The following is a 21143-nucleotide window of genomic DNA, read 5'->3' as shown; positions in this document are numbered from 1 at the left end:
GGCATCAAGATCCCCGACAGAGTCAAGCTCAAGGACTGTTCCCCGATAGGGTGTTGACGATCTGAGGCGTTGACAGGGGTGGATCGTGAGCAAACTGCACGTGGGGTATGTCCGCAAGGCGATCGAGGACCGTTTCGCCGGTCTCATCGACATGTCGGACCAGGCGCGTATGTCGGGGGACAAGCTCCATCAGGCGTTCCTGAGTCGCGGTCTGGCCGCGCTCGCCGCGCAGATCGAGCACCCGTGCAGCGACCGGGTCGCCGCCACACGAGTCTTCGACGGGCAGGACGACCAGGGCCTCGACTCGATCGCCGTGGACTTAGGAACCACGCGCTCCAGGATCTGTCTGGTGCAGGCGAAGTGGAGCGACCAGAACAGAGGAGGCTTCGGCGAGGCCGATGTGCACAAGATGTTCCACGGTCTTGACCTGATGCTCGACCGGAACTTCGGCCGGTTCAACCGCCGCTTCCAGCCGTTCGTCCCCGACATCGAGCGGGCCTACGACTCCGGCACTCCGAAGATCACCATGGTGCTCGCCCTGATGCGCGAGGCGCCGCTCAGCGACGGCGTGCGCGACCTGATCAGGATGAAGCAGGATGAGCAGAACCAGGTCGTCCGCGACATGGTTGAAGTCAAGGTCCTCGACCTGCGCGACTTCCACCGCGCGATTCTCGGCGAGTCCGCCGCACCGAAGATCGACACCAAGGTGCAGTTGGAATGCTTCGGCCAGGAGTCGACGCCGTACAAGGCGATGTACGGCACCATGACTGTCCCCGACCTCGCTGATCTCTATGAGGAGCACCGGCGCGGCCTTTTCGCCCGGAATATCCGTGACTCTCTCGACGAGAGCGACGTGAACTCCAAGATCAGGGAGACTCTGCGGGAGGAGCCGGAGCACTTCTGGTACTTCAGCAACGGCATCACCATGCTGTGCGAGTCGATCCAGCCGATCGGCCGGGCACTGCCCGGCAAAGTGGGCAACTTTCAGCTGTCCGGCGTCAGCGTGGTCAACGGCGCGCAGACGGTGAGTGCCATCTACCGGGCCTTCACCGAGGATACGGGCGCGGCGCAGGACGGGCGGGTTCTTGTGCGCCTGATCTCCCTGGAAGACTGCCCGCCCGGGTTCGGTGACCAGGTGACCACCACCACGAACACGCAGAACCCGATCGAGGACCGCGACTTCAAGTCCCTCGACCCCGGCCAGATCACGCTCCGCGAGGACTTCGCCAGGCTCCTCAAGCGCAGTTACGTCACGAAGCGCGGCGAGACGGTGCCCGACTCGGCGCATGGCTGCTCCATCACCGAGGCCGCCGAGGCGCTCGCTGCCGTCAGCCCGAACGCCCGGCTCGCCGCCGTGGCCAAGCGCGACGACAACCTTGCCGGACTGTGGGAGGACCACAACTACCAGGAGACCTTTGGCTCCGAACCGAACGTCTTCAAGGTCTGGCGCAGCGTCGAGCTTCTCCGCGAGGTCCGGGCGCAGCTGCAGTCCCTCCGCGAAGGGCTGGTCTGGCGCGCCGATGCGGCGGCCTTCTATGGCGACGTCCTGGTCACCCATATCGTCTATCGCCGTCTGGACACCCGGGCCATCGAGGACCCGGAGTGCGACTGGGCGGTGGAACTCGCCAAGGTGCCCGATTTGGTCCGTGCCTCCCTGTCCTGGGTGCTCGACGCGATCGATAACGAATACGGCAAGTCCAGCCACATCATCGCCGCCGTCCGGAACACCGAACGGATCAAGCGAGTGGTACGTGCGGCTCTGCGTAAGCTCGACTCCGAGGAGGAGGCTCCGGCGCTCGACGAGGACAACCGAGTAGCTACGGCCGAGGCCAGGGGACGGAAGGTTAACGCCGTGACAACCCTGGTCGGCGCCGGCGAGATCGAGGAGGGCACGGTTCTGGAGTTCCGCCCGTACAGCAAGCCGGAGCGCCGCGAGATGACTGAGTGGCTGGCGGCGGATCCGCGGCGGGCCCAGGCGACGTGGAGCAACGAGGCGGGGCGTAACCCCCTGCAGTGGCACGCCGACGACGCGTGGTACTCCCCGAGTGGCCTCGCGCGGAAGATGCGCTTCGAGGCGTCCGGGGCGGATAGCGCGGCGCAGGGCACGATCCGGTGGTTCGTGCCGGGGCAGGGGTCGCTGGACGAGCTGGCGCTGGCGGTGCGGCTGCGGGAGGGCAACGAGCCGACGGAGACGTGAGCGGAGCCAGAGAGCAACGGGCTGGGGCGCCGCTGGCCCAGCCCCGTCACCCGCTTCCGCCCAGGCCTTGTCAGTGCTCCCCTATAGGGTCCGGGGGTACTGACCCGCACCCTCCGGCCTGGCGGAAGGCGCCTTCGGAGGCGCTTCTGTGGCCGTAGAATCACAGGTGGCGGCTGTGACGGCGCACGCACGGACCGCCCCAGGGCGCAGGCCCCTAGCCGCACCACCGAGCACAGGAAAGCAGCAGCACGCCAATGGAGGAACTGACCTTGGACCTGGACATCCCGCAGTGGCCCGAGGGGGACGCGGAGCCTGTCGCGGAGGGCTCCGAGCCTAAGGTCACGGCCCTCAAGGAGGGCCAGGTCGTCGACTACATCTCCGGCGATGCGATCAAGGAAACGGAGAAGGAGAAGGTCCGGCAGCGGATCGCCCGCGCCCTGGTGCACGAGCACGGCATCGACCCCGGCGACATGCAGCGCGACTTCTCCGTCACGGTCAGTGAGGAGGGTGCCAAGCGGAAGCGGAGCAAGAAGGCCGACATCGCGATCTTCGAGTCCGGCACCCCGCACACCACGGCGAACCTGCGGCGGGTTGTGATCTGCAAGCAGGAGCCCAAGCGCGGGAAGAACGTCGTCAAGCTCCGCGAACCCGACCAGGCCCGGAAGGACCTGGAGGAGCTTCAGGAGCTGATGGGCAACGAGGACCGCCTGCAGTGCGCGGACGGCATGTGGACCGACGGTGTCGACTTCTTCTTCCTCAAGAAGGTGGCCGGCGACTTCGGCGCCGACTTCGAGGACCGCAGCGACTGGGAGGTCGCCGACGGCACCCTCGGCAGCCGCACCGTCGCCTCGCACCAGCGGCTGCGCCAGGCCGACCCGGAGATGCTCAAGATCGCTTTCCGGCGCTGCCACAACTACATCCACGGCAACGAGGGCATGCCGAAGGACGCCGCGTTCTGGCAGTTCCTCTACCTGCTCTTCGCCAAGATGTACGACGAGCGGGTCAGCCACGGCTCTGTGCACGGTCGGTTCCGCACCGGTCTGAAGGAGATGTTCGACGCGAACGGCCGGGCGGCCATCAGCCAGCGCGTCAAGGGGCTCTTCGAGGACGTCAAGACCGAGTACAAGGACGTATTCAAACCCACGGACGAGATCACTCTCTCCGACCGGGCGCTCGCCTTCATCGTCAGTGAGCTCGCTCCGTACGACTTGATCGGTACGGATGTCGACGCCAAGGGCATCGCCTATCAGGAACTCGTCGGCACCAACCTGCGTGGTGACCGAGGCCAGTACTTCACCCCACGCGGCGCGGTCAACCTGATGGTCGAGATGCTCGACCCGAAGGAGGACGAGACCGTCCTCGACCCGACCTGCGGCACCGGTGGCTTCCTCCAGGCCACCCTCAAGCACCTGCACCAAACCTGGAAGAAGGAGGCCGGCACGTTCGGCTTCCCGGACACGGAAGAGGAGCGGGAGCGGTACGGCGACAAACTCAAGGACTTCGCGGACGAGCACCTGTTCGGCTCCGACTTCGACCCGTTCCTGGTACGTGCGACGACCATGGCGATCATGACGCTCGCGCAGACCACGGGGAACGTCTTCCACATGGACTCGCTCGCCTTCCCGCAGGGACACCTCTCGGGTGTGGAGGCGGCAAAGAAGAGGATCCCGCTGGACAAGCCCACCGTAGACGTACTCCTGACCAACCCGCCCTTCGGCGCAGACATCCCGGTCAGCGATGAGTCGGTGCTCGGCTCGTTCCGCAATGGGATCGCTCGGTCGTGGGGCCGCAACAAGGAGACCGGCGCGGTCGAGGCAAGCACAACCAGCGTGCCGTCAAGCATGGCGCCGGAGCAGCTGTTCATCCAGCGCGCCATCGAGTGGGTCAAGCCAGGCGGGCGAATCGGCATCGTCCTGCCGAACGGCATCCTGTCGAACCCGGGGCCGACGGACGAGGCGATCCGCCAGTACATCCTGCGGAACTGCTGGGTACTCGCGAGTGTCGAGCTGCCGGTGGAGACGTTCGTCGTCGACGCCAACGTCAACATCCTTACCACACTCCTCTTCCTGAAGCGGAAGACCCGGCAGGAGATCCAGAACCACGACCTCAGGACGGAGAAGGCGTACCCCGTCTTCATGGCCGTCGCGGAGAAGGTCGGCTTCGACCGACGCGGCAACGACCTCTACAAGCGTGAGCCCAATGGGGACATCGTGGTTGAGACGGAGGTCGTCATGGAGCGGCTTCGTATCCGGGGCAAGGAGGTGACCCGGCCGCTGACCCGCAGCAAGAAGGTCATCGACAACGACCTGCCGGTGATCGCGGAGAAGTATCGGGAGTTCCGGGCGAAGTACCCGGTGCCGGGTGTGGATCCACGTACGGCCGGGTCGGCAGGGACGGGGGCCGGGGCGTGAAGGTCGCTGAGCTGTTCAATCCGGTGAAGTCCGACTGGTTCGCGGCCCAGGGGCTTCGGCTTGACGCCTCGCCGTATGTAGCGGGGTCGATGAAGACGAAGAAGCTGCTGGAGCAGTTGCCGGGGACGGAGCCGCTGGCGAGTCTGACGGCGGGGCATAAGGGCGGAATCTTCAGCGGCCCTATGTTCCGGCGAGTATTCATTACCGATCCCGAGCACAGCGTCCCTTTCCTCGGCACAAAAGACATGATGACCGCCGACCTCACCGGGATTCCCCGCATCCGGAAGACGGACGCCGAGTCAGCGGCACTGTCGTATCTCCAGTTGAAGCCCGGAATGACGTTGATCTCGCGCTCGGGGTTCAATGCAGGCCGACGGGCCTACGCGCGACCAGACATGGGTGATTGCTGGGCTTCGGAAGACATTGTCAAGGTCGAGCCCGATCCGGAGAAGATCAAGTCCGGGTATCTGTACGCTTTCCTTCTGAGCAAGTTCGGCGAGTCGCTCGTGCGGGGATCGGTGTACGGCTCGGCCGTGAAGCACATTGAGCCGCATCACATCGCGGGGCTGCCCGTGCCGCGGTTGGGAACGGAGCTCGAGGCCCGCATCCACGACCTGGTGGAGGAGTGCGCGCGGCTGCGTGCCGAGTTCCAGTCGGATTTGGTCGGAACGACAGTAGACTTCTTCAAGAGCGTTGGACTCCCCGAACTTGCTGATTTTGACTGGCATCAGCAGCCTCGGGACCTGGGGTTCACAGTCGATCAGCTCTCCGCTGTGTCCTTGCGCGCAATGAATTACGGAGAGAGAGCCCAGTGGCTGAAGCGCAAGCTGGCATCGGTCCCACACCGGCGGCTGGGCGACATCTGCGCTCAGGGCCAGCTGAAGTACGGACCCATCTTCAAGCGTGTTGACAGTTCGTACGATCACGGTGGCCGACTGCTGGTCGGACAGCGGCAGGGCTGGTGGATCCGACCGGAAGATGGCCGTGTCATCAGCCCGAAGCACACACCTGCGGGCGTGTTCGTTCCGGACGAGACGGTATTGCTCGGCGGCCATGGCATGCCCAGCGAGAGTGGGTTGTTCGGCAGAGCAACGCTGGTAACGGGGCGTTGGTTGCAGCACGCCTACAGCCAGGACTTCCTACGGGTGGCGTCCGGTGCAGCTGACGTTCCGGGTGCCTACCTGTTGGGCTTCTTCCGATCGCCAGTCGCGATGAGACTAATTCGCAGCATGTTGACTGGTGGCGGCCAGCAGAGCATTCACAGCGAGCTTGTCGCCGCAATGCCGATCCCGCTCGCGCCGCGCGCTGACCGTGATCGCATCGCGGCAACCGTCCGAGCCGCCTACAAGAAACGCGACCGCGCCGACGTCCTTGAAGACAAGGCCCTCGCGCTGCTCACCACCGCCATCGAGGAGGCTGTCGGCTAATGGGTGCCAGGATCGTTGCTGTTGGGGAGGCCGTCAACGATGCCGAGCGGAGGGTGATCGCGCACCTGCGTGATCACGCCCCCGACGACTGGACGGTCCTGCACTCCGTCGAGATTCCGTACAACCGGAGCGAACTGTTCGAGGTCGACCTCGTCGTGGTCACTGGGCACGCCGTGTACGTCATCGACGTCAAGGGCACCCGGGGCCGCATCGAGGTCGACGGCGGCCGTTGGCAGCCCTCTCACCGGGCGCCGTTCCGCTCCCCGCTGCCGAAGCTGCGCGGGCACGCCAAGCAACTGAAGACGCTCCTGGAGACGGCCCACCGTCCGCTGTCCCGGCTCTACACGGACGCCCTCGTCGTCCTGCCCGCACCCGATGCCCTGCTCGTCGACCGGACGCCTCACCAGCACGACGCCCGTGACACCGTCACCCTCCCGGACCTGATCGGCCGGCTCGCGGACGTGAGCCGCGTACCCACCTCGACCAACCGCTTCGACACGGACGTTTCCGCGTACCACGAGCTGATCGTGCGGGCGGTGCAGGGTTCGTCCCGGCCGCCGTCGGGCCCCCTGCGGTTCGGCAGCTGGGAAGTGGTCGAGCGACTGAGCGAGACGGGCCCGGAGGAGGGCGATGACGTCCACCGCGAGTACCGGGCGAAGAACGCCCTCGCGGTGCAGGGGTCGGGCACGGTCCGGCTCTCCGTCCGCAGGGCCGATCCGTACGCGCCGGAGACCGAGCGGCTCCAGCAGCAGAAGCGGATCGGCATCGCGTACGAGGCGCTCGGCAAGTTGCCCTCGCATCCGAACATCGTCGGGGTGCGGGACTTCTTCGCCGACGAGGACAAGGACTCCTTCGTCACCGTCTACGACGACGTTCCGGGGCACGCCCTAGCCCTGCACCTGAACGGGGCCGCAGACCCGCTGACCGCCGACGCGAAGCTGCGGACGATCCGGCACATGCTGATGGGCCTGGCCCACGCGCACAGCCGCCTGATCGCGCACCGCGAGCTGAACCCGTCCACCGTGCTGATCGCGCAGGACGGCCGGGCGACGCTGACCGGTTTCGAGTACGCGAAGACCGCGCAGCGCCGCGCCCACACGGTCATGCGGGAGGCGTACCAGGTCGCCGATCGCGCGTATCTGGCGCCCGAGTGCCATGCCGACCCGGCGGCGATGGGCATGAAGGCAGACATCTACGCGGTCGGTGTCCTCGGGTTCCAGCTCCTCACCGGCGAGCTGCCGTTCACCTCCGCCACCGAGCAGGCCGACGCGGCAGGGTGGCTCCCTGCGCAGGTCCTCGAAGCCGCCGAGGTCCGTGTCGAACTGGTCCACTGGCTGCAGAAGTTGTGCGCGACGGCTCCCGACGACCGGCCGACCGCCGTGGAGGCACTGCGCCGCCTGGACCTGGTGATGGGAGCGCGAAGGGCTCCCGCCCGGCGTATCGGCTCCTCGGCTGCAGTTCCCCCGCCTCCTTCTGCGCTCTCTGTCGGGCAGCCTGTGCAGGACGGTCCGCGGGGTCCGGAGTTCTTCCGTGACCTGCCGGCCGACCACCAGCTCGGTACGAAGTACCTGGTGCGTCACCGTCTCGGCCGTCCCGGCTCGTTCGGTGTGGCCTATCGGGTGTACGACACGATCAGGAGTGTCGACAGGGCGGTGAAGCTGGTCCTGCGGGACCGGGACTCCGTCCTGGAGCGGCTGCGCCGCGAGGCGGGCGTCCTGGACCGGCTGCAGAACGCCCCGCACCCCAATGTGGTGTCGATGGTGGACGCGGACCGGTTGATGCCACCGGACGAGTACCCGTACCTGGTCTTCGAGTTCGTCGACGGCAAGGACGTCGCCGAGGTGATCCGTGGCGGCCGGATGGGCGCGGCGGACGTGCTGCGGCTCGCGATTGACACCGCGCGCGGGCTGCGCCACATCCATGATCGCGGGGTGTGGCACTGCGACATCAAGCCGAGCAACCTGCTGTGGACCGACGACGGCGTCAAGCTGATCGACTTCGGGATCTCGAAGACCTCCGACTCCTCCGAGGGGCACAGCTACACCAGCCCCCGCTACAGCCCGCCGGACCTGGACCAGGTGCCAGCCGACGCTTCTGGCTACACCGACCGGGACCTGTTCGGCCTCGGCGTCACGCTGTACGAGGCGCTGACCGGCGGGCAGTACCCGTGGGAGGGTGTCGGACGGCCCTCGCCCGGTGTGCCGCCGGTGGACCCGCGCACCGCGTACAGCGGCTTCGGTGATCTGGCTCCCGGTTTCGCCGAGATCATGCTGCGCGCGATCTCCCCGTACCGGGCGGAGCGGTTCTCCACGGCCGAGGAACTGCTGCGGGCGTTGGAGGCGCTGGAATCCGCACGCGTCGCGCCTACACCACTTCTACCTGCCGTGTCACCGTCGTCCGAGCGGTCTCAGCAGCCGCCGGCGCTACCGGCTGACCCCAATGTCGGTCAGGAGCCGCAAGAGCCCGAGCCGAACTCCAATCCGTTCGTGGCACACCTGCAGACGCTGTACAGCCAGAGCCGCCGCAGCAACCGCGGCACCCGCGGCCTCGATCCGCACACGATGTCCGTGTACGTCGAGACGGCCCTGGACCGGGAGCTCGTGCCCGCACTGCGGGAAGGCCGACACGCGCTGGTCGTGGTGACCGGTAACGCGGGCGACGGCAAGACGGCCTTCCTGGAGCGGTTCGAACGCCAGGCGGGCGAGCTCGGCGCCGAGTTCGGGCCCCGCCGGGCCAACGGCAGCGACTTCACCCTGGCCGGGCACCGGTTCCGCACCAACCACGACGGCAGCCAGGACGAGGGTGAGGTCAGCGGCGACGACGTACTGGACGAGTTCTTCGCACCCTTCGCCGGGGCCGACGCATTGGCATGGCAGGTCGCGGGGGAGACCCGGCTGATTGCCATTAACGAGGGCCGTCTGGTCGACTTCCTCAGCCACCACCACGACCGCTTCCCGCACCTCGCCAAGGTGGCCAACCTCGGCCTGGCGGGCCGTGACACCGGGCAGGCCGTCGCCGTCGTGAACCTCAATGCACGTGATGTCGCGGCTCGTCCCCTCGACGCCGACGGCGAACCGCAGGCTGGCGGATCGCTCCTGGAGCGCATGCTCGACCGGATGACGCACGATCGGTTCTGGGAGGACTGCGAGCGCTGTGACCTGGCCGCCACCTGCTATGCCCGGCACAACGCCCAGACTTTCCAGCACCCCGCCGCGGGCCCCCAGACCGCGCGGCGGCTGCGCCGCCTCTACGAGGTGACCCAGCTGCGCGGCAGGCTCCACATCACCCTGCGGGACCTGCGCTCCGCGCTCGCCTACACCCTCACCTCGGGCCGCGACTGCGCCGAGATCCACCAGCTGTACGCGGGCGGTTCCGGTCAGGAGATCCTGGACAGCTTCTACTTCTCCGCCCACCTCGGCGCCCCCGCCGCCGCCGACGGTAGTCCGCGCGAGCGGGACCGACTGCTGACCCTGCTGCGCGAGGCCGATGTGGCGGCGGTCCCGCAGCCGCAGCTCGACCGTCGTCTGGACTACGCCGGTCTCCTGGAGGACCGGGCGCTGGTCGCGGTCGACGGGCGCGGCGACCGCGATCGCGTACTGCTGAGCGGCGCGTTCGAGCAGCTCGGCAGATCGGTCACCGAACGCGTCGCGCAGACCGCTGCCCACCGCCATTACGTGGACGCGGCCCGCCGCTTGCTCTACTTCGAACTCCACGACGAGGACCGTGCGGAGCGAATGCTGCCGTACCCGTCGGTGCTGCACTTCATGGCGCTGTTGTCCCGCGCAACGCAGACGGGTACCAAGGAGCGGGACCGGATCCTGCGGGCGCTTAACCGCGGTGAGGGACTCGTGGCCCCGGAGCGGATCGGCGATGCTCTCGCGTTGAAGGTGCGCGACGTACCCGGCGGCACCATACGTACCTTTCGCCGCTTCCCCGCAGAAGGGTTCCGGCTCGAACCAGGTAACGCGGCGGCCTCGCCGTACATCGAGTCGGGGCGCACCTCGCTGCGGCTGAGCTACCGGGATCCGGCCGGCAGCCAAGGCGGCACGGCCGAACTCGACATTCGGCTCGACCTGTTCGAGCTTTTCCAGCGGTTCGAGCGCGGCTACCGGCCGTCCGTGACCGACTTGCAAGGGCAGCAGCTCGCCCTCGCCGTGTTCAAGAACCGGCTGGCGGCCGTGCCGTACCAGGAGATCCTGCTCACCACACACGGACACGACCTGCGACGGATCCACCGCACCGAGGACTCCGTCCTGCACATGGAAGAACTGACAGCACGGTCCGGTGACGACCACAGCGGTGCGGACGGCGACGGTCCGGCTGTCGCGGGCACCGCGGCCGGCATCGAAGGGGACGTCGCGAGGGCGGAGGAGACGACATGGCGCTGAGCGGTTCCCTGGGGACGTTCCACCACCCCGGCATCAGCCGGCTCGACTACAAGACGCTGGACATGGACCGGGTCCTGACCGGGCTGCTCGCGCGCCTGTGGCACCAGGGCATGCCCAGCAAGATCAACCGCTCCAACGAGCTCAAGGTCGACGTCTTCGTCAAGCTGTTCCTGGACCACCCGGAAGTCTTCGACGGTTTCGACCGGGAGACCACCACCCGGTGGACCTCCACCCATCTCCTCGACATGGTCAACCGGGGCAAGGCCAACGAGGCGGTGGCCGGCCCCAGGCCGCTGCACGGTCTCACCCACCGGTTCCGCAACAAGCGCAAGTCCCGCCCGTACGGGGCCGACGAGCAGCTGTACGAGATGCTCGCCACCGACGAGGGGGCCCTGGACCAGCTCCGCGAGTTCTTCTTTTCCGACGTCGACCGCGCCACCGCGGAGATCACCCCGGGGGCGGACACCGACGTGGAGACCCAGGCGCTGCTCCACCTGGTGGGACAGGCGGGCGGACAGATGCGGGACCGGCCCGACACCACCCGCCCCCGCACCCCCTACCCCGCCCTGTGCGCCGAACCGGCCCGCCAGCTGTGCCGGGACGTCCTGCGGCTGCTTTACCACCAGGAACACATGCCCCGGACCGTCCTCGTGGACTACCTGAAGATCCTCTTCGCTTTTCACCTGGCCCTCTACCACCTGCGGATGATCAAGCTGCTGCCCGCCGTGATCGAGGCCGGATCGGCGCCCGCCACCTGCCGGACGGGGCACCAGGACACGCCGACGGCGGACCGCTGCCCGCACAGCGTCCGGCTCTTCGTCGACGTCGAGGGTGTGCCCGGTACCCCGGCGGCTGCGCTCGCCGAGCGCAGCGCTGGCATTTGGTACGGGCGGATCACGCGGTTCATCCAGGCGACCTATCAGATCAAGAAGCTCGACGAGTTCTCCGAGGACCTCGTCAAGAGCCAGAAGCTGGCCCCGCCCGTCGGCCGGAGCTACTTCACCCCGGTCGAAGTCCTAAGGCGGCTCTCCACCCATCCCAAGGAACGTGAGGCGTTCTTCCTACAGCGCGCCACCCGTGTACGGGACGAGGAGAAGGACCTTCCCCCGGAGCTGAAGCAGATCACCCAGCTCGGGCTCAACGCCTTCGACGAGTACATCGAGATGCTGATGCACTACAAGGGCAGCTACCACCGCAGCTACTTCATCGACTGCCTCGACTCGATGCTGCTCAAGCACCGGCCCGGTGCCCTGCTCGCCCAACCGCGCGGCAGACGCGACAGCGCCGTCCGGCGATTTGTCCTAGACGCGCGCCTGCTCGAAGTGCTCCTTCAGGTGTCGCTCCTGAGGGAGGGCGACGACGACAGCGGCAATCTGCGTACCGCCCCCATGCGCGTGGACGAGTTCCTCACTCTGCTGCGCGAACGGTACGGACTCCACATCGACCAGCTGCCGGACGGCGACGGCTTCTCCGGCGCCCACCTGGACGACCAGGCAGCACTGCGGGCCAACGCGGCGGCCTTCCTCAATCGGCTGCGCGAGATCGGCTACTACCAGGACATGTCGGATGCCTATCTGACGCAGACCATCACTCCCCGGTACATCATCGGGGCCGCGACAACGGGGGCGACGGCCTGATGAGCAGCGCCAGCACCAGCAACGGCCTGGCGGAGCCCACCGCGAAGGACCTCCGCGAAGCCCTCGAAGGCGTCCTCGTGCCGCGCCTGGCCAAGCTGGTCGGCGAGCGGGGCGCCGGGCACTGCATGCGGGTCACCGAGGTGGAGCCCGAACTGGCGGCCGCGCTGGTCCGTCGGCTCCGGGGGGCACTCGGGCCGGCCGCCACTGTCTGTGTCCTGGGCACCGCCGACGACCTCGCTCCGGGACAGCCGCACCACGACACCGTCGTCACCAGCACCAAACTGGTCGAGCTCCGCAACCGCACCGAAGGTGACGACGGGAACGGGAACAGCCTGCCCGGACCACTCCTCGTCTTCGTTCCCCCGGGCACCCGGGTCAGTGCCGAGGACTCCTTCGGTATCGCGACCTTCGAGGAAGTACCCCTCAGCGACGCGTACGCGCAGCTGGCCAACCACCTTCTCGATCAGGTACCGGAGCGGCTGCGGCCCGGCGTCGACGAGCTGCTCGCCGTACTCCGTGACCAGCCCGGACACCGGACGGGCGACCGTGCCATCGCCCTGTACTTGCTGACGCTCCGGACCAACGACTACCGCGACCGGGTCGCGGGGGCCGCTGTCTACCACTTCGGCCTGGTACCCGACTTCGAGCTGTACACCGACCCGTCGCTCGTCAAGGATCGGGCCGAGCGGAACCGCAAGCTGGTCGGCAAACTCGCCACCTCCAGCCGATCGGAGCGCCAGCGTGTCCTCGATCTGGGTCTGACCGACGCGGACTTCGCCGGCAGGCTAGCGGGATTCGCCACGCGCTGCGGCCTGGAGGACCCGGCGACATGGACCCGCCGTATCGTCGTCGACCGGGAGAACTGGACGCTCTCCTTCGGTAACTGGCGCGTTGACGAACGGCGCCGCGCCACCGTCTCCATCGAGATACGCGAACTCGGTCTGCCCGCCGCCGGCGACAACGCCGAGGAGCTACAGGCCCACCCAGCACTCGAAGCCATCGTGGGGCAGCCCTACCTGCTCGCCGGGGACAAGGGCGTCCGCGACCTGACACCTCGGTTCACCATCGAACCGTCCCCGCTCAAGGTGGAGGGTCTCGACCGCTTCCGCGTGGAGATCGTCTCGGAGAGTGGCGGGCCGATCGGCCGGATCGCCCACGTCACCAAGGGGACCCGGGCCAAGCCCGATTACAAGGCACCGCTGCGCCGCCTGAACAAGATCGACTGGGAGGAAGGGTGGCACTACCTCAGAATCACTCCGCTCGACGCCGCCGGTGACGCTCTCGATATCGCTCCTGGTGCGCACGGCCTGCCCAGCGGCGAGAGTGAACGCTTTTACGTCGTCCCCGAGGGAGAGGCCGAGGAGCCGCCGGAGCGCAGTGCCGGGCGCTACGACGGCATCACTCAAGCCCTGCGCTCACTGCAGTTCGAGGCGCTGGCAGCCGGGGACGATCCGGCCCGTGTCACGCTGACGGACGTCCGTTGGAAGTCGACGTCGGCGCGCAGCCCCCTGCGCGTCCTTAACGCCCGCATCCACACGGCGGGAAGCGCAGAGATCCGGCTCTCCCCGCTGCTCACACAACTCCAGCAGGACCTACTCGCCCGCCCCCAGGACACCTCCCTGCGCCGGCTCGTACTGCGCCCCGACGGCACTAGCGAGACCCCCGAGGGGAACGAGGAGGACTTGTCCCTCGCCCTGACCGGGCGGGCTGCCGAGGCATACGACCGCTACCTCGCGACGCGGCACGTCTATTTCGCCGCCCTGTGCGGTCAGGCGGGAGACCCGGCCGATCCCGATCAGCTCCTAGTCAGCGAGGCTGTCGACTTCGAGGTGGTCCGCGACGAACTGGTCGCCTATACAGAGGCGTACGCGGAACTGGTGGAAGCCCAGTCCCTTCAGGCGGAGCGGGCCGGTGAGAGTGCCCGGGGCGCCGCGCTGATGGGGCTGGCCCGCATCCAGCAGACCGACTGCGCGGCCGTCACCCTCACCGACGGTCTCGGCGGGCGCGACACCGTCCTGCTCATCTCCCCGACGCACCCCCTCCGCGCGCTCTGGCTGGCGACCTGGTCGGCCCTGGGCCGGGACTGGGCCGCGCGCCTCGTCGGCGAGGATAAGCGACGGGTCATCGCCGCCCGCGACTCCTTCCTCCAAGCCCTCTCGCCCTTGGGCTTCCCGTTCGCCGTCCCGCGCCAGGACGGCCGACTCATGACAGCTGCGGACAACCTCACCCCGTACTGGGCCGCCTACCTGCCCAGCGAGACCGCCGACCCCCGTGGCCTGCTGGGCCGGCTCACCACAGCGCTGCACCTCCCGGCCGCCGGCCCCCGCGCTGCAGGCGCGTTGTCCGGTACGGCGATCGCCGACCGGATCGAGCGGTACGTACGCCTCCACCCGTACGTCCGCACCCTGGTCATGAACGTCGTCAACGCAGGCCGCGCGGAGATCGTCGCCGACGCCCTCCTCGAACTGCAGCGCCGCACCACCACCCGGGACCTCACCTACGACATTCGCCTGTGCGTGTTCGACCCGGATGCCCCCGAGTCTGGTGCGGCGCTGGGTGAACTGATCAGCACGCAGAGTCTGTTCACCTCCACCGCGGCGGAGGTCTTCCTGCACGCCGCGGAAGGCACCCGGAGCGCGAAACTCGTCTACTCCGTCCGCTCAGTGGAGGAGTTCAGCGAACCGGGAGCCGAGTTCGACGCCCACCTAACCGTGCTCATCGACGCCTTCGGCGGGGAACAGCACGGTTCCGTCACACGCCACGACATTGCGCACGCCCCGGTCCATGGCCTCGTACAGCCGACGTCCTCCACGTACGAGGAAAGCGAGCAGCAGATCGTGTGGCGGACCATGCCACGCCACGGCACCGCCCTGCCCGCCGAGGACGCGGAGGACCTTGCCACGCTCCTGAGCCGGCTGCCCGGACTCCTCGCCGGCGCCGCGGCCAACGTCGCCACCGCGGGACAGGCGCCACGCCATGTGCCGTGCACCGTCCTTTCCCTCGACAACACCGACCGGGCCCTGCTCTACCAGGCCCACCAGGTCGGCGACTGGGTCGTCACCATCGACAAGACCCTCGGCCTGGAGTACTTCGACCACGCCGGACAACACGACCGACCCGAGTACGTCATCGATTACGCGCCCTCACTGGACAGCGGCCTCGGCCACCAGATCATGGTCAGCTCGAACTCGGTCGACGAACTGCGCACCCTGCTCGGACCGACCGCCCTGCAGCACGGGCTCGACGTCGAACAGCGCCACCTCAACACCTTCTTCGAGCAACTGCGCCTGCTCTCCGGCAACCTCGCCTTCAAGCTGGCCTCAACCGCCCCCACCCAGCGCACCGAAGTGCTCGGCCTCGCCCTGGCCCGCCTCTACCTGGACTACCAGGACGCGCTGCACAACCAGATCGTCGTCCCCCTGGACGCCCACCCCGAGCTGTACGCCGAAGTCCGCCGTCAGGCCCAGGAACTCGGCGACGCCCTCTCCTTCCAGCGCAGCGACCTCGCCCTGTTCCACCTCGACGCGCGGACCCGGACCATCACCTGCCGCCTCGTCGAGGTCAAGTGCTACACCGCGCTCGACGACATCGGCGCCTACCAGCGACTCAAGACCAAGGTCACTCAGCAGCTCGGACGGAGCCAGACCGTCCTCACCGAGTCCTTCGATCCGGCCCACAGCACCCCAGACCGGGTGGACCGGCCGGTCAAGAACCTGGCCCTCGGCTCCCTGCTCCGCTTCTACCTGGAGCGGGCGGCGCGCCACGGGACCATGGGGCACGCCCCCAAGGCGGCGGCCCACGCCCTGCTCGACAACCTCGACGACGGCTACGCCCTCCACTTCACCCGCAGCGGCCTGATCTTCGACCTCGCCCGCGAGGGAACCGACCGCGAACTCGACGACGAGGTGGAGTTCCACCGCATCGGCAGCGATCTGATCACTGAGCTGATCAACGCGATTCCCACTGTTCGGCCGGGTGTAACCGCGCCTACGGGCCTAGCCGTTGAGGAGCAGGAGGAGGACGGAGCGGCCACCGCTCCCACCCTGGCACTGTCGCAGTTGGCTGTGCCACGGCTCCCCGACGCCGAGTTCCGGGCACCTGACGTACAGGACGAGCTGGATGCCCAAGATGCCCAGGAGGAAGACCGCGAGCAGGCCGGCGGGGGCAAGGCAGCGACCATCCTCGACACGGACGAAGTCGCGAACGGCAACGAGCCCACGCCACTCACCGCACTTGAGCGTGCGGGCCGTGAGACAGGTCCGGCCCAGTCCGTGGCAACTTTGACCGCGTCTGCTTCCGACGCGGCGGGGGCGGTCCCGGCGTCTCCCTCTTCGGAGGGAACCTCATCGGCTGCCGATCGTCCGGGCGGTACCGGAGAACCGCTGCGGACGGGCACCGTCCCTGAAAGCCAGGGCTTCCACGAGTCGCCGACCATCGATGCCCAGCCCACCTCTGTCACACCGGGATCGGCTTCACCAGAGGGCCTCCCTGAGATCTTCCTCGGCGTCACCCGTCCCTCCCCGCAACACGGTGTACTCGGCGAAGTGGCCGGCCGAAAAGTTGCGATCGATCTCGACGAAACCCACACCATCAGCCTCTTCGGCGTCCAAGGCGGAGGCAAGAGCTACACCCTGGGCAGCATCATCGAGATGGCCTCGCTGTCCGCCCCGCCGGTCAACGCACTTCCCCGCCCTCTCGCGACGGTGGTGTTCCACTACAGCCGCACCATGGACTACGCCCCGGAGTTCACTTCCATGGCGCGCCCAAATGATGACCCGGCGCAGCTCCAGGTCCTGAAGGAGCGCTACGGAGCCGAACCTCAAGCGCTTTCGGACGTGCTGCTGCTTGCCCCCGCCGACCAGGTCGCCGACCGCCGACGGGAATTTCCCGGCATCGACGTCCAGCCGCTCGCCTTCTCCTCCGCCGAACTCCAGGCATCGCACTGGCGCTTCCTCATGGGAGCGGTAGGCAACCAGTCAACGTACATCCGGCAGCTGACCCGCATCATGAAGTCGAACCGCAACGACCTGAACCTCGGCGTCATCCGGCAGGGCGTGGCCGATTCCGGTATGCCCGACCACGTCAAGCAACTGGCCCAGGAGCGGCTCAACCTCGCCGAGGACTACATCGACGACAATGCCCGGCTCACCAGCCTCATTCGACCCGGCCGACTGATCATTGTTGACCTCCGCGACGAGTACATCGAGAAGGACGAAGCACTCGGACTGTTCGTCGTCCTGATGCAGCTCTTCGCCGAGGCACGCAGCGGGGACGAACACTTCAACAAGCTGGTCGTTTTCGACGAAGCGCACAAGTACATCGACAGCCCGGACCTCGTCGCCGGTCTGGTCGAGACCGTCCGCGAGATGCGCCACAAGGGAATGAGTGTCCTGGTCGCCAGCCAGGACCCACCCTCCGTACCGATCTCCCTGATCGAACTCTCCGACCATGTCATCCTGCACAAGTTCACGTCGCCGGCCTGGTTGAAGCACCTCCAGAAGGCGAACACCGCCTTCGCCAGTCTGCGCTCTGAGCAGATGGCGCAGCTTCAGCCCGGCGAGGCGTACGTGTGGGCGAGCAAGTCAACTGACCCGGCGTTCACTCACGGATGCGTCCGAATGCGATGCCGTCCTCGGGTGACCCAGCATGGCGGAGGGACGAAGACGGCGACGGGCGGACAGTGAGATGGCAGCACGTCCTCAGCTTGTTCTTTTTCTACCGGTCTCGAACGGCGTCTCGAACTGGGTCGCTCACCAGGAGGTTCGCCGGACGTGGGGGCGGCCTTCGTCTGATCATGTGCTCCGACCAAGGTGCATGTGACCAAGACGAAGGCCGTGAGGATGAGTCTGCTGCCTGATGCTGTCCGAGGGGAAGCGTTCGCGGAAGCGTCACGCTTCCGGGGCGAGTTCTACGCGTGCCTGGCCGCACGGCGTGACGAGTTGTTCGAGCTGTCCGACGCGGTGTTGTGTGCTGACGGGGCGGTGAGGTCTCCGGTCGACTTGACGCTGTTGCCCGAGCATCGTCGTGGGCACGGAGCCATGTACGGGGCTTTGAACCATGGCCGGATCGACGTGGATCGGCTTCGGACGGTGCTCGCCGCGGAACCTGTCAATTTCGGTGAGTCAGGATGTTGCGTCTATCCCTGTGCTGGGATTTCTGCGTCGGGGTGACGCGGGTCGTCGGGTCTGTTGATCCAGACGGTGGTGGGGAGTTTCGGGGGTTCGGGGATCTTGCGGACGAAGCGTTCGGGGTGCTGGTCGTAGACGGCGGCCAGGACGTCGGCGCGCATCTCGCGGAGCTGTTCGGCGAGGCCGAAGTGCACGTCGAACGGGGTGTGCATGGCGATTCCGGAGTGCCGGTGCGCCAAGTTGTACCAGTCGAAGAAGTCCTCGCACCAGGCGCGGGCGTCCTCGATGCACCCGAACCGGTCCGGATAGTTATGCCGATATTTGAGGGTTTTGTACTGGCTCTCGCTGAAGGGATTGTCATTCGACGTCTTCGGTCGGGAGTGCGACTTGGTGACGCCGAGGTTCGACATCATCTGCGCGACGTTCTCGGCGACCATGGGCGAGCCGCGGTCGGAGTGGATCGTCAACTGACCTTTTGCAATGGGGTACTTGGCGACGGTGGACGACAGGAACTGTTCGGCGAGTTCCTTGTTCTCGTGGCTCGCGAGCATCCAGCCGACGGTGTAGCGGCTGTAGATGTCCACGATCGTGTAGAGGCAGTAGTAGCTGCCCTTGACCGGACCCTTCAACTTGGTTACGTCCCACGACCACACACGGTTTGGGCTCTCGGCGATCAGCTCCGGTTTCTTGCGCGGTGGATGGGACGCCTGCCGGCGCCGCTCACGTACCTCGCCGTGCTCACGCAGGAGGCGGTACATCGTCGACTCCGAGCACAGGTAGGTGCCCCGGTCCAGCAGTACCGCGTAGATCTCGCCGGGCGCCATGTCCGCGAACTCCTCACTGCGCAGCACCTCACGAACCTTCTCCCGCTCGATCGTCGACAGTGAGCGCGGATGCGGCCGACGCTCGGCGCGCGGGCTGATGGGCGGCGGGGACTGCCGGTGGTGGCGGTAGTACGTCGCCCGGCTCACGCCCAGCGCCGCGCACGCACGCACCCGGCCAACCGCGCCCGCCAGCACCTACAGGGCCACCACCCGGGCCCGCTCGAACCCCGACCGCACAGCTTCGGCTTCGGCTTCGGCTTCGGCAAGATCATCGGTCATTGTCGGTTCGATGCCGTGGTTCTTCTCCAACTCCCCGCCGGAGGGGGTTACTTCGTCTCGCCCGTCGTCTTCACGCTGCCAGTGGCGAACTGGTCCAGCAGCGCCGAAAGTTTTGACTGGACCTCGATCACCGTCTGGGCCTTGCCCAGCTCGACATGGAGCCGGGCGATCTCGGCTTCCATCCGGGCGATCTTCTTATCCCGCGGATCGGCCTTCGGCCGCCCCGCGGGCGCGGCAAGCGCGGCCTTCGCCCCCTTGTCCCGCTGCTGCCGCCAGTTCATGATCAGTGACGAGTACAGGCCCTCCCGGCGCAGCAGGGCGCCCTTGCCCTGTTTGCCGAGCGTCTCGTACTCGGCGAGGATCCTCGCCTTGTACTCCGCGGAATACCGGCGCGGGCCGGCCGAACGGGGCTCTACCTGCGGATCAGGGGTCCCGTGGTCTTTACTGCTGGCCACCTGGGCACTACTCCTTCTCCACCCTCAATACATCGAATCATCTAGTATGCCCGACTTGCCTATGAATGGCAGAGAGGGCCGGGCTGTCGCTGCCTCGTTTCGATGGCGGCCGGTTGGTGATGGCGGTCGATGTGTCGCCGTGGCTTCGCTCGGACGCGCCGTGCTCGGCGGATCGGCTGTTCTGCCACGTCTACGGCCGCGCGAAAGCAGCCTCGCAGTTCATTCCGGGGTGGCCCTACTCCTTCGTCGCCGTGCTGGAGCCGGGTGCCACCTCCTGGACCGCGATCCTGGACGCCGTGCGGCTCGGCCCGGTCGACGACGCAACCGCTGTCACTGCCGTCCAGCTGCGAGGAGTCGTCGAGCGACTCATCGCCGCGGGGCAGTGGCAGGCCGGGGACCCGGACATGGTGATCGTCAGCGATGCCGGCTACGACGTCACCCGCCTGGCCTGGGTCCTGCGCGACCTTCCCGTCGAGCTGGTCGGCCGAGTCCGCTCCGACCGTGTGATGCGCCTACCGAAGCCACCGAGGACGCGCGGCGTCAACGGCCGGCCGCCCAAGCACGGGCCGGAGTTCCGCTTCAGCAAGCCGGAGACCTGGCCCGAACCCACGATCACCACGGCCACCGGCACCAGCAACTACGGCAAGGCCGAAACCCAGGCGTGGGACCGGGTCCACCCCGCCTCACCCACCGCTCGGCATGGCTCGACCACGAAGGCGAACTTCCCTTGGTGGAAGGCACGTTGATCCGGCTGAAGGTCGAGTATCTATCGAAGGAGCGGGATGCTCCGCCGGTGTGGTTGTGGTCTTCAAAGACAGGCGCCGCACCGAACGACGTGGACCGTTGCTGGCAGGTGTATCTGCGTCGCTTCGATCTGGAGCACACCTTCCGCTTCGCGAAACAGACTCTCGGCTGGACCACCCCGAAACTCCGCACTCCCGAGGCCGCGGACCGCTGGACCTGGCTCCTGATCGTCGCTCACACCCAGCTCCGGCTCGCCCGCCCGCTCGCCGCGGACCTCCGCCGGCCCTGGGAGAAGCCCACTGCCTCCGACCGGCTCACCCCCGCCCGGGTCCGCCGCGGGTTCAGGAACATCCGCGCCCATCTGCTCTGCCCGGCCCGTGTTCCTCAACCGACCGGAACCGGGCCCGGGCGGCCTCTCGGATCGAAGAACCGGCGGCCCGCCACCCGCTACGACGTCGGCAAAACCGTCAAACGACCCGAGAACCTCAAGGCCATCGGCAAGCCCGGAAGGTCTTGGTAGATAAAAAACAAGCGTACGTCCAGCAGTCCGGGCATCATCGCAGCTCAGAAGGGGTGTGGGTGCTGTAACCGGACGTCAAGCTCAGGATAGCCAGCCGGTGCAAGTCCGGTCCGGGGAGACGCCAGGGTCCCCG

Annotated in this window: 8 protein-coding genes and 2 pseudogenes; 8 read left to right on the top strand and 2 right to left on the bottom strand. The window is 67.4% G+C overall.

The genetic code is table 11. The annotated features are described in order from the left end of the window. Positions 1–85: 85 nt before the first annotated feature. The 7 genes and pseudogenes from OTB16_RS37725 to OTB16_RS37695 all read left to right on the top strand — a co-directional run. On the top strand, positions 86–2197 hold the full coding sequence (locus OTB16_RS37725; protein WP_267727229.1) for an AIPR family protein: 2112 nt from the start codon (positions 86–88) through the stop codon (positions 2195–2197). A gap of 254 nt (positions 2198–2451) precedes the next feature. After that, positions 2452–4608 (top strand): methylation-associated defense system DNA methyltransferase MAD2, encoded by a 2157-nt coding sequence (mads2, locus tag OTB16_RS37720; RefSeq protein WP_267727227.1) that lies wholly within the window; start codon positions 2452–2454, stop codon positions 4606–4608. Beyond that, on the top strand, positions 4605–6035 hold the full coding sequence (gene mads5, locus OTB16_RS37715; RefSeq protein ID WP_103538430.1) for a methylation-associated defense system restriction endonuclease subunit S MAD5: 1431 nt from the start codon (positions 4605–4607) through the stop codon (positions 6033–6035). The genes mads2 and mads5 overlap by 4 nt, the downstream gene beginning before the upstream one ends. Continuing rightward, positions 6035–10423, top strand: coding sequence for a methylation-associated defense system protein kinase MAD6 (mads6, locus tag OTB16_RS37710; RefSeq protein ID WP_267727224.1), 4389 nt, complete (start codon positions 6035–6037; stop codon positions 10421–10423). The genes mads5 and mads6 overlap by 1 nt, the downstream gene beginning before the upstream one ends. After that, positions 10414–12060, top strand: coding sequence for a methylation-associated defense system protein MAD7 (mads7, locus tag OTB16_RS37705; RefSeq protein ID WP_267727222.1), 1647 nt, complete (start codon positions 10414–10416; stop codon positions 12058–12060). Before mads6 ends, mads7 begins: the two co-directional genes overlap by 10 nt. Next, positions 12060–17744 carry a methylation-associated defense system ATP-binding protein MAD8 gene (gene mads8, locus OTB16_RS37700; RefSeq protein ID WP_267727221.1) on the top strand — a complete coding sequence of 1895 codons (5685 nt, stop codon included), beginning with the start codon at positions 12060–12062 and terminating at the stop codon, positions 17742–17744. Before mads7 ends, mads8 begins: the two co-directional genes overlap by 1 nt. A gap of 156 nt (positions 17745–17900) precedes the next feature. After that, positions 17901–18170, top strand: a pseudogene (locus OTB16_RS37695) (transposase); the annotation flags it as partial. Positions 18171–18196: 26 nt separating this feature from the next. Here the strand turns inward: OTB16_RS37695 and OTB16_RS37690 are convergent. Both OTB16_RS37690 and OTB16_RS37685 read right to left on the bottom strand, forming a co-directional pair. After that, the gene (locus OTB16_RS37690) at positions 18197–19207 is read right to left on the bottom strand and encodes an IS3 family transposase (RefSeq protein ID WP_324290938.1); all 1011 of its coding nucleotides are present in this window, start codon (positions 19205–19207) and stop codon (positions 18197–18199) included. Between the two features lie 131 nt (positions 19208–19338). Beyond that, a complete protein-coding gene (locus OTB16_RS37685) occupies positions 19339–19746 on the bottom strand; it encodes a transposase (RefSeq protein ID WP_267727218.1) in 408 nt (135 codons plus the stop codon). A 77-nt stretch (positions 19747–19823) separates the two neighbouring features. Here OTB16_RS37685 and OTB16_RS37680 point away from each other — a divergent pair. Then, a pseudogene (locus OTB16_RS37680) lies at positions 19824–21010 on the top strand (NF041680 family putative transposase); the annotation flags it as partial. Between the last annotated feature and the right edge of the window lie 133 nt (positions 21011–21143).

It is taken from the genome of Streptomyces antarcticus, from assembly GCF_026627255.1.
Taxonomy (GTDB): Bacteria; Actinomycetota; Actinomycetes; order Streptomycetales; family Streptomycetaceae; genus Streptomyces; species Streptomyces antarcticus.
This window is presented reverse-complemented; position numbering and strand designations above follow the sequence as displayed.

Excerpts from the sequence above, each read along its gene's own strand:
- mads6 (WP_267727224.1), top strand. The coding sequence starts at position 6,035 with ATGGGTGCCAGGATCGTTGCTGTTGGGGAGGCCGTCAACGATGCCGAG.
- mads2 (WP_267727227.1), top strand. The coding sequence starts at position 2,452 with ATGGAGGAACTGACCTTGGACCTGGACATCCCGCAGTGGCCCGAGGGG.
- mads7 (WP_267727222.1), top strand. The coding sequence starts at position 10,414 with ATGGCGCTGAGCGGTTCCCTGGGGACGTTCCACCACCCCGGCATCAGC.
- mads8 (WP_267727221.1), top strand. The coding sequence starts at position 12,060 with ATGAGCAGCGCCAGCACCAGCAACGGCCTGGCGGAGCCCACCGCGAAG.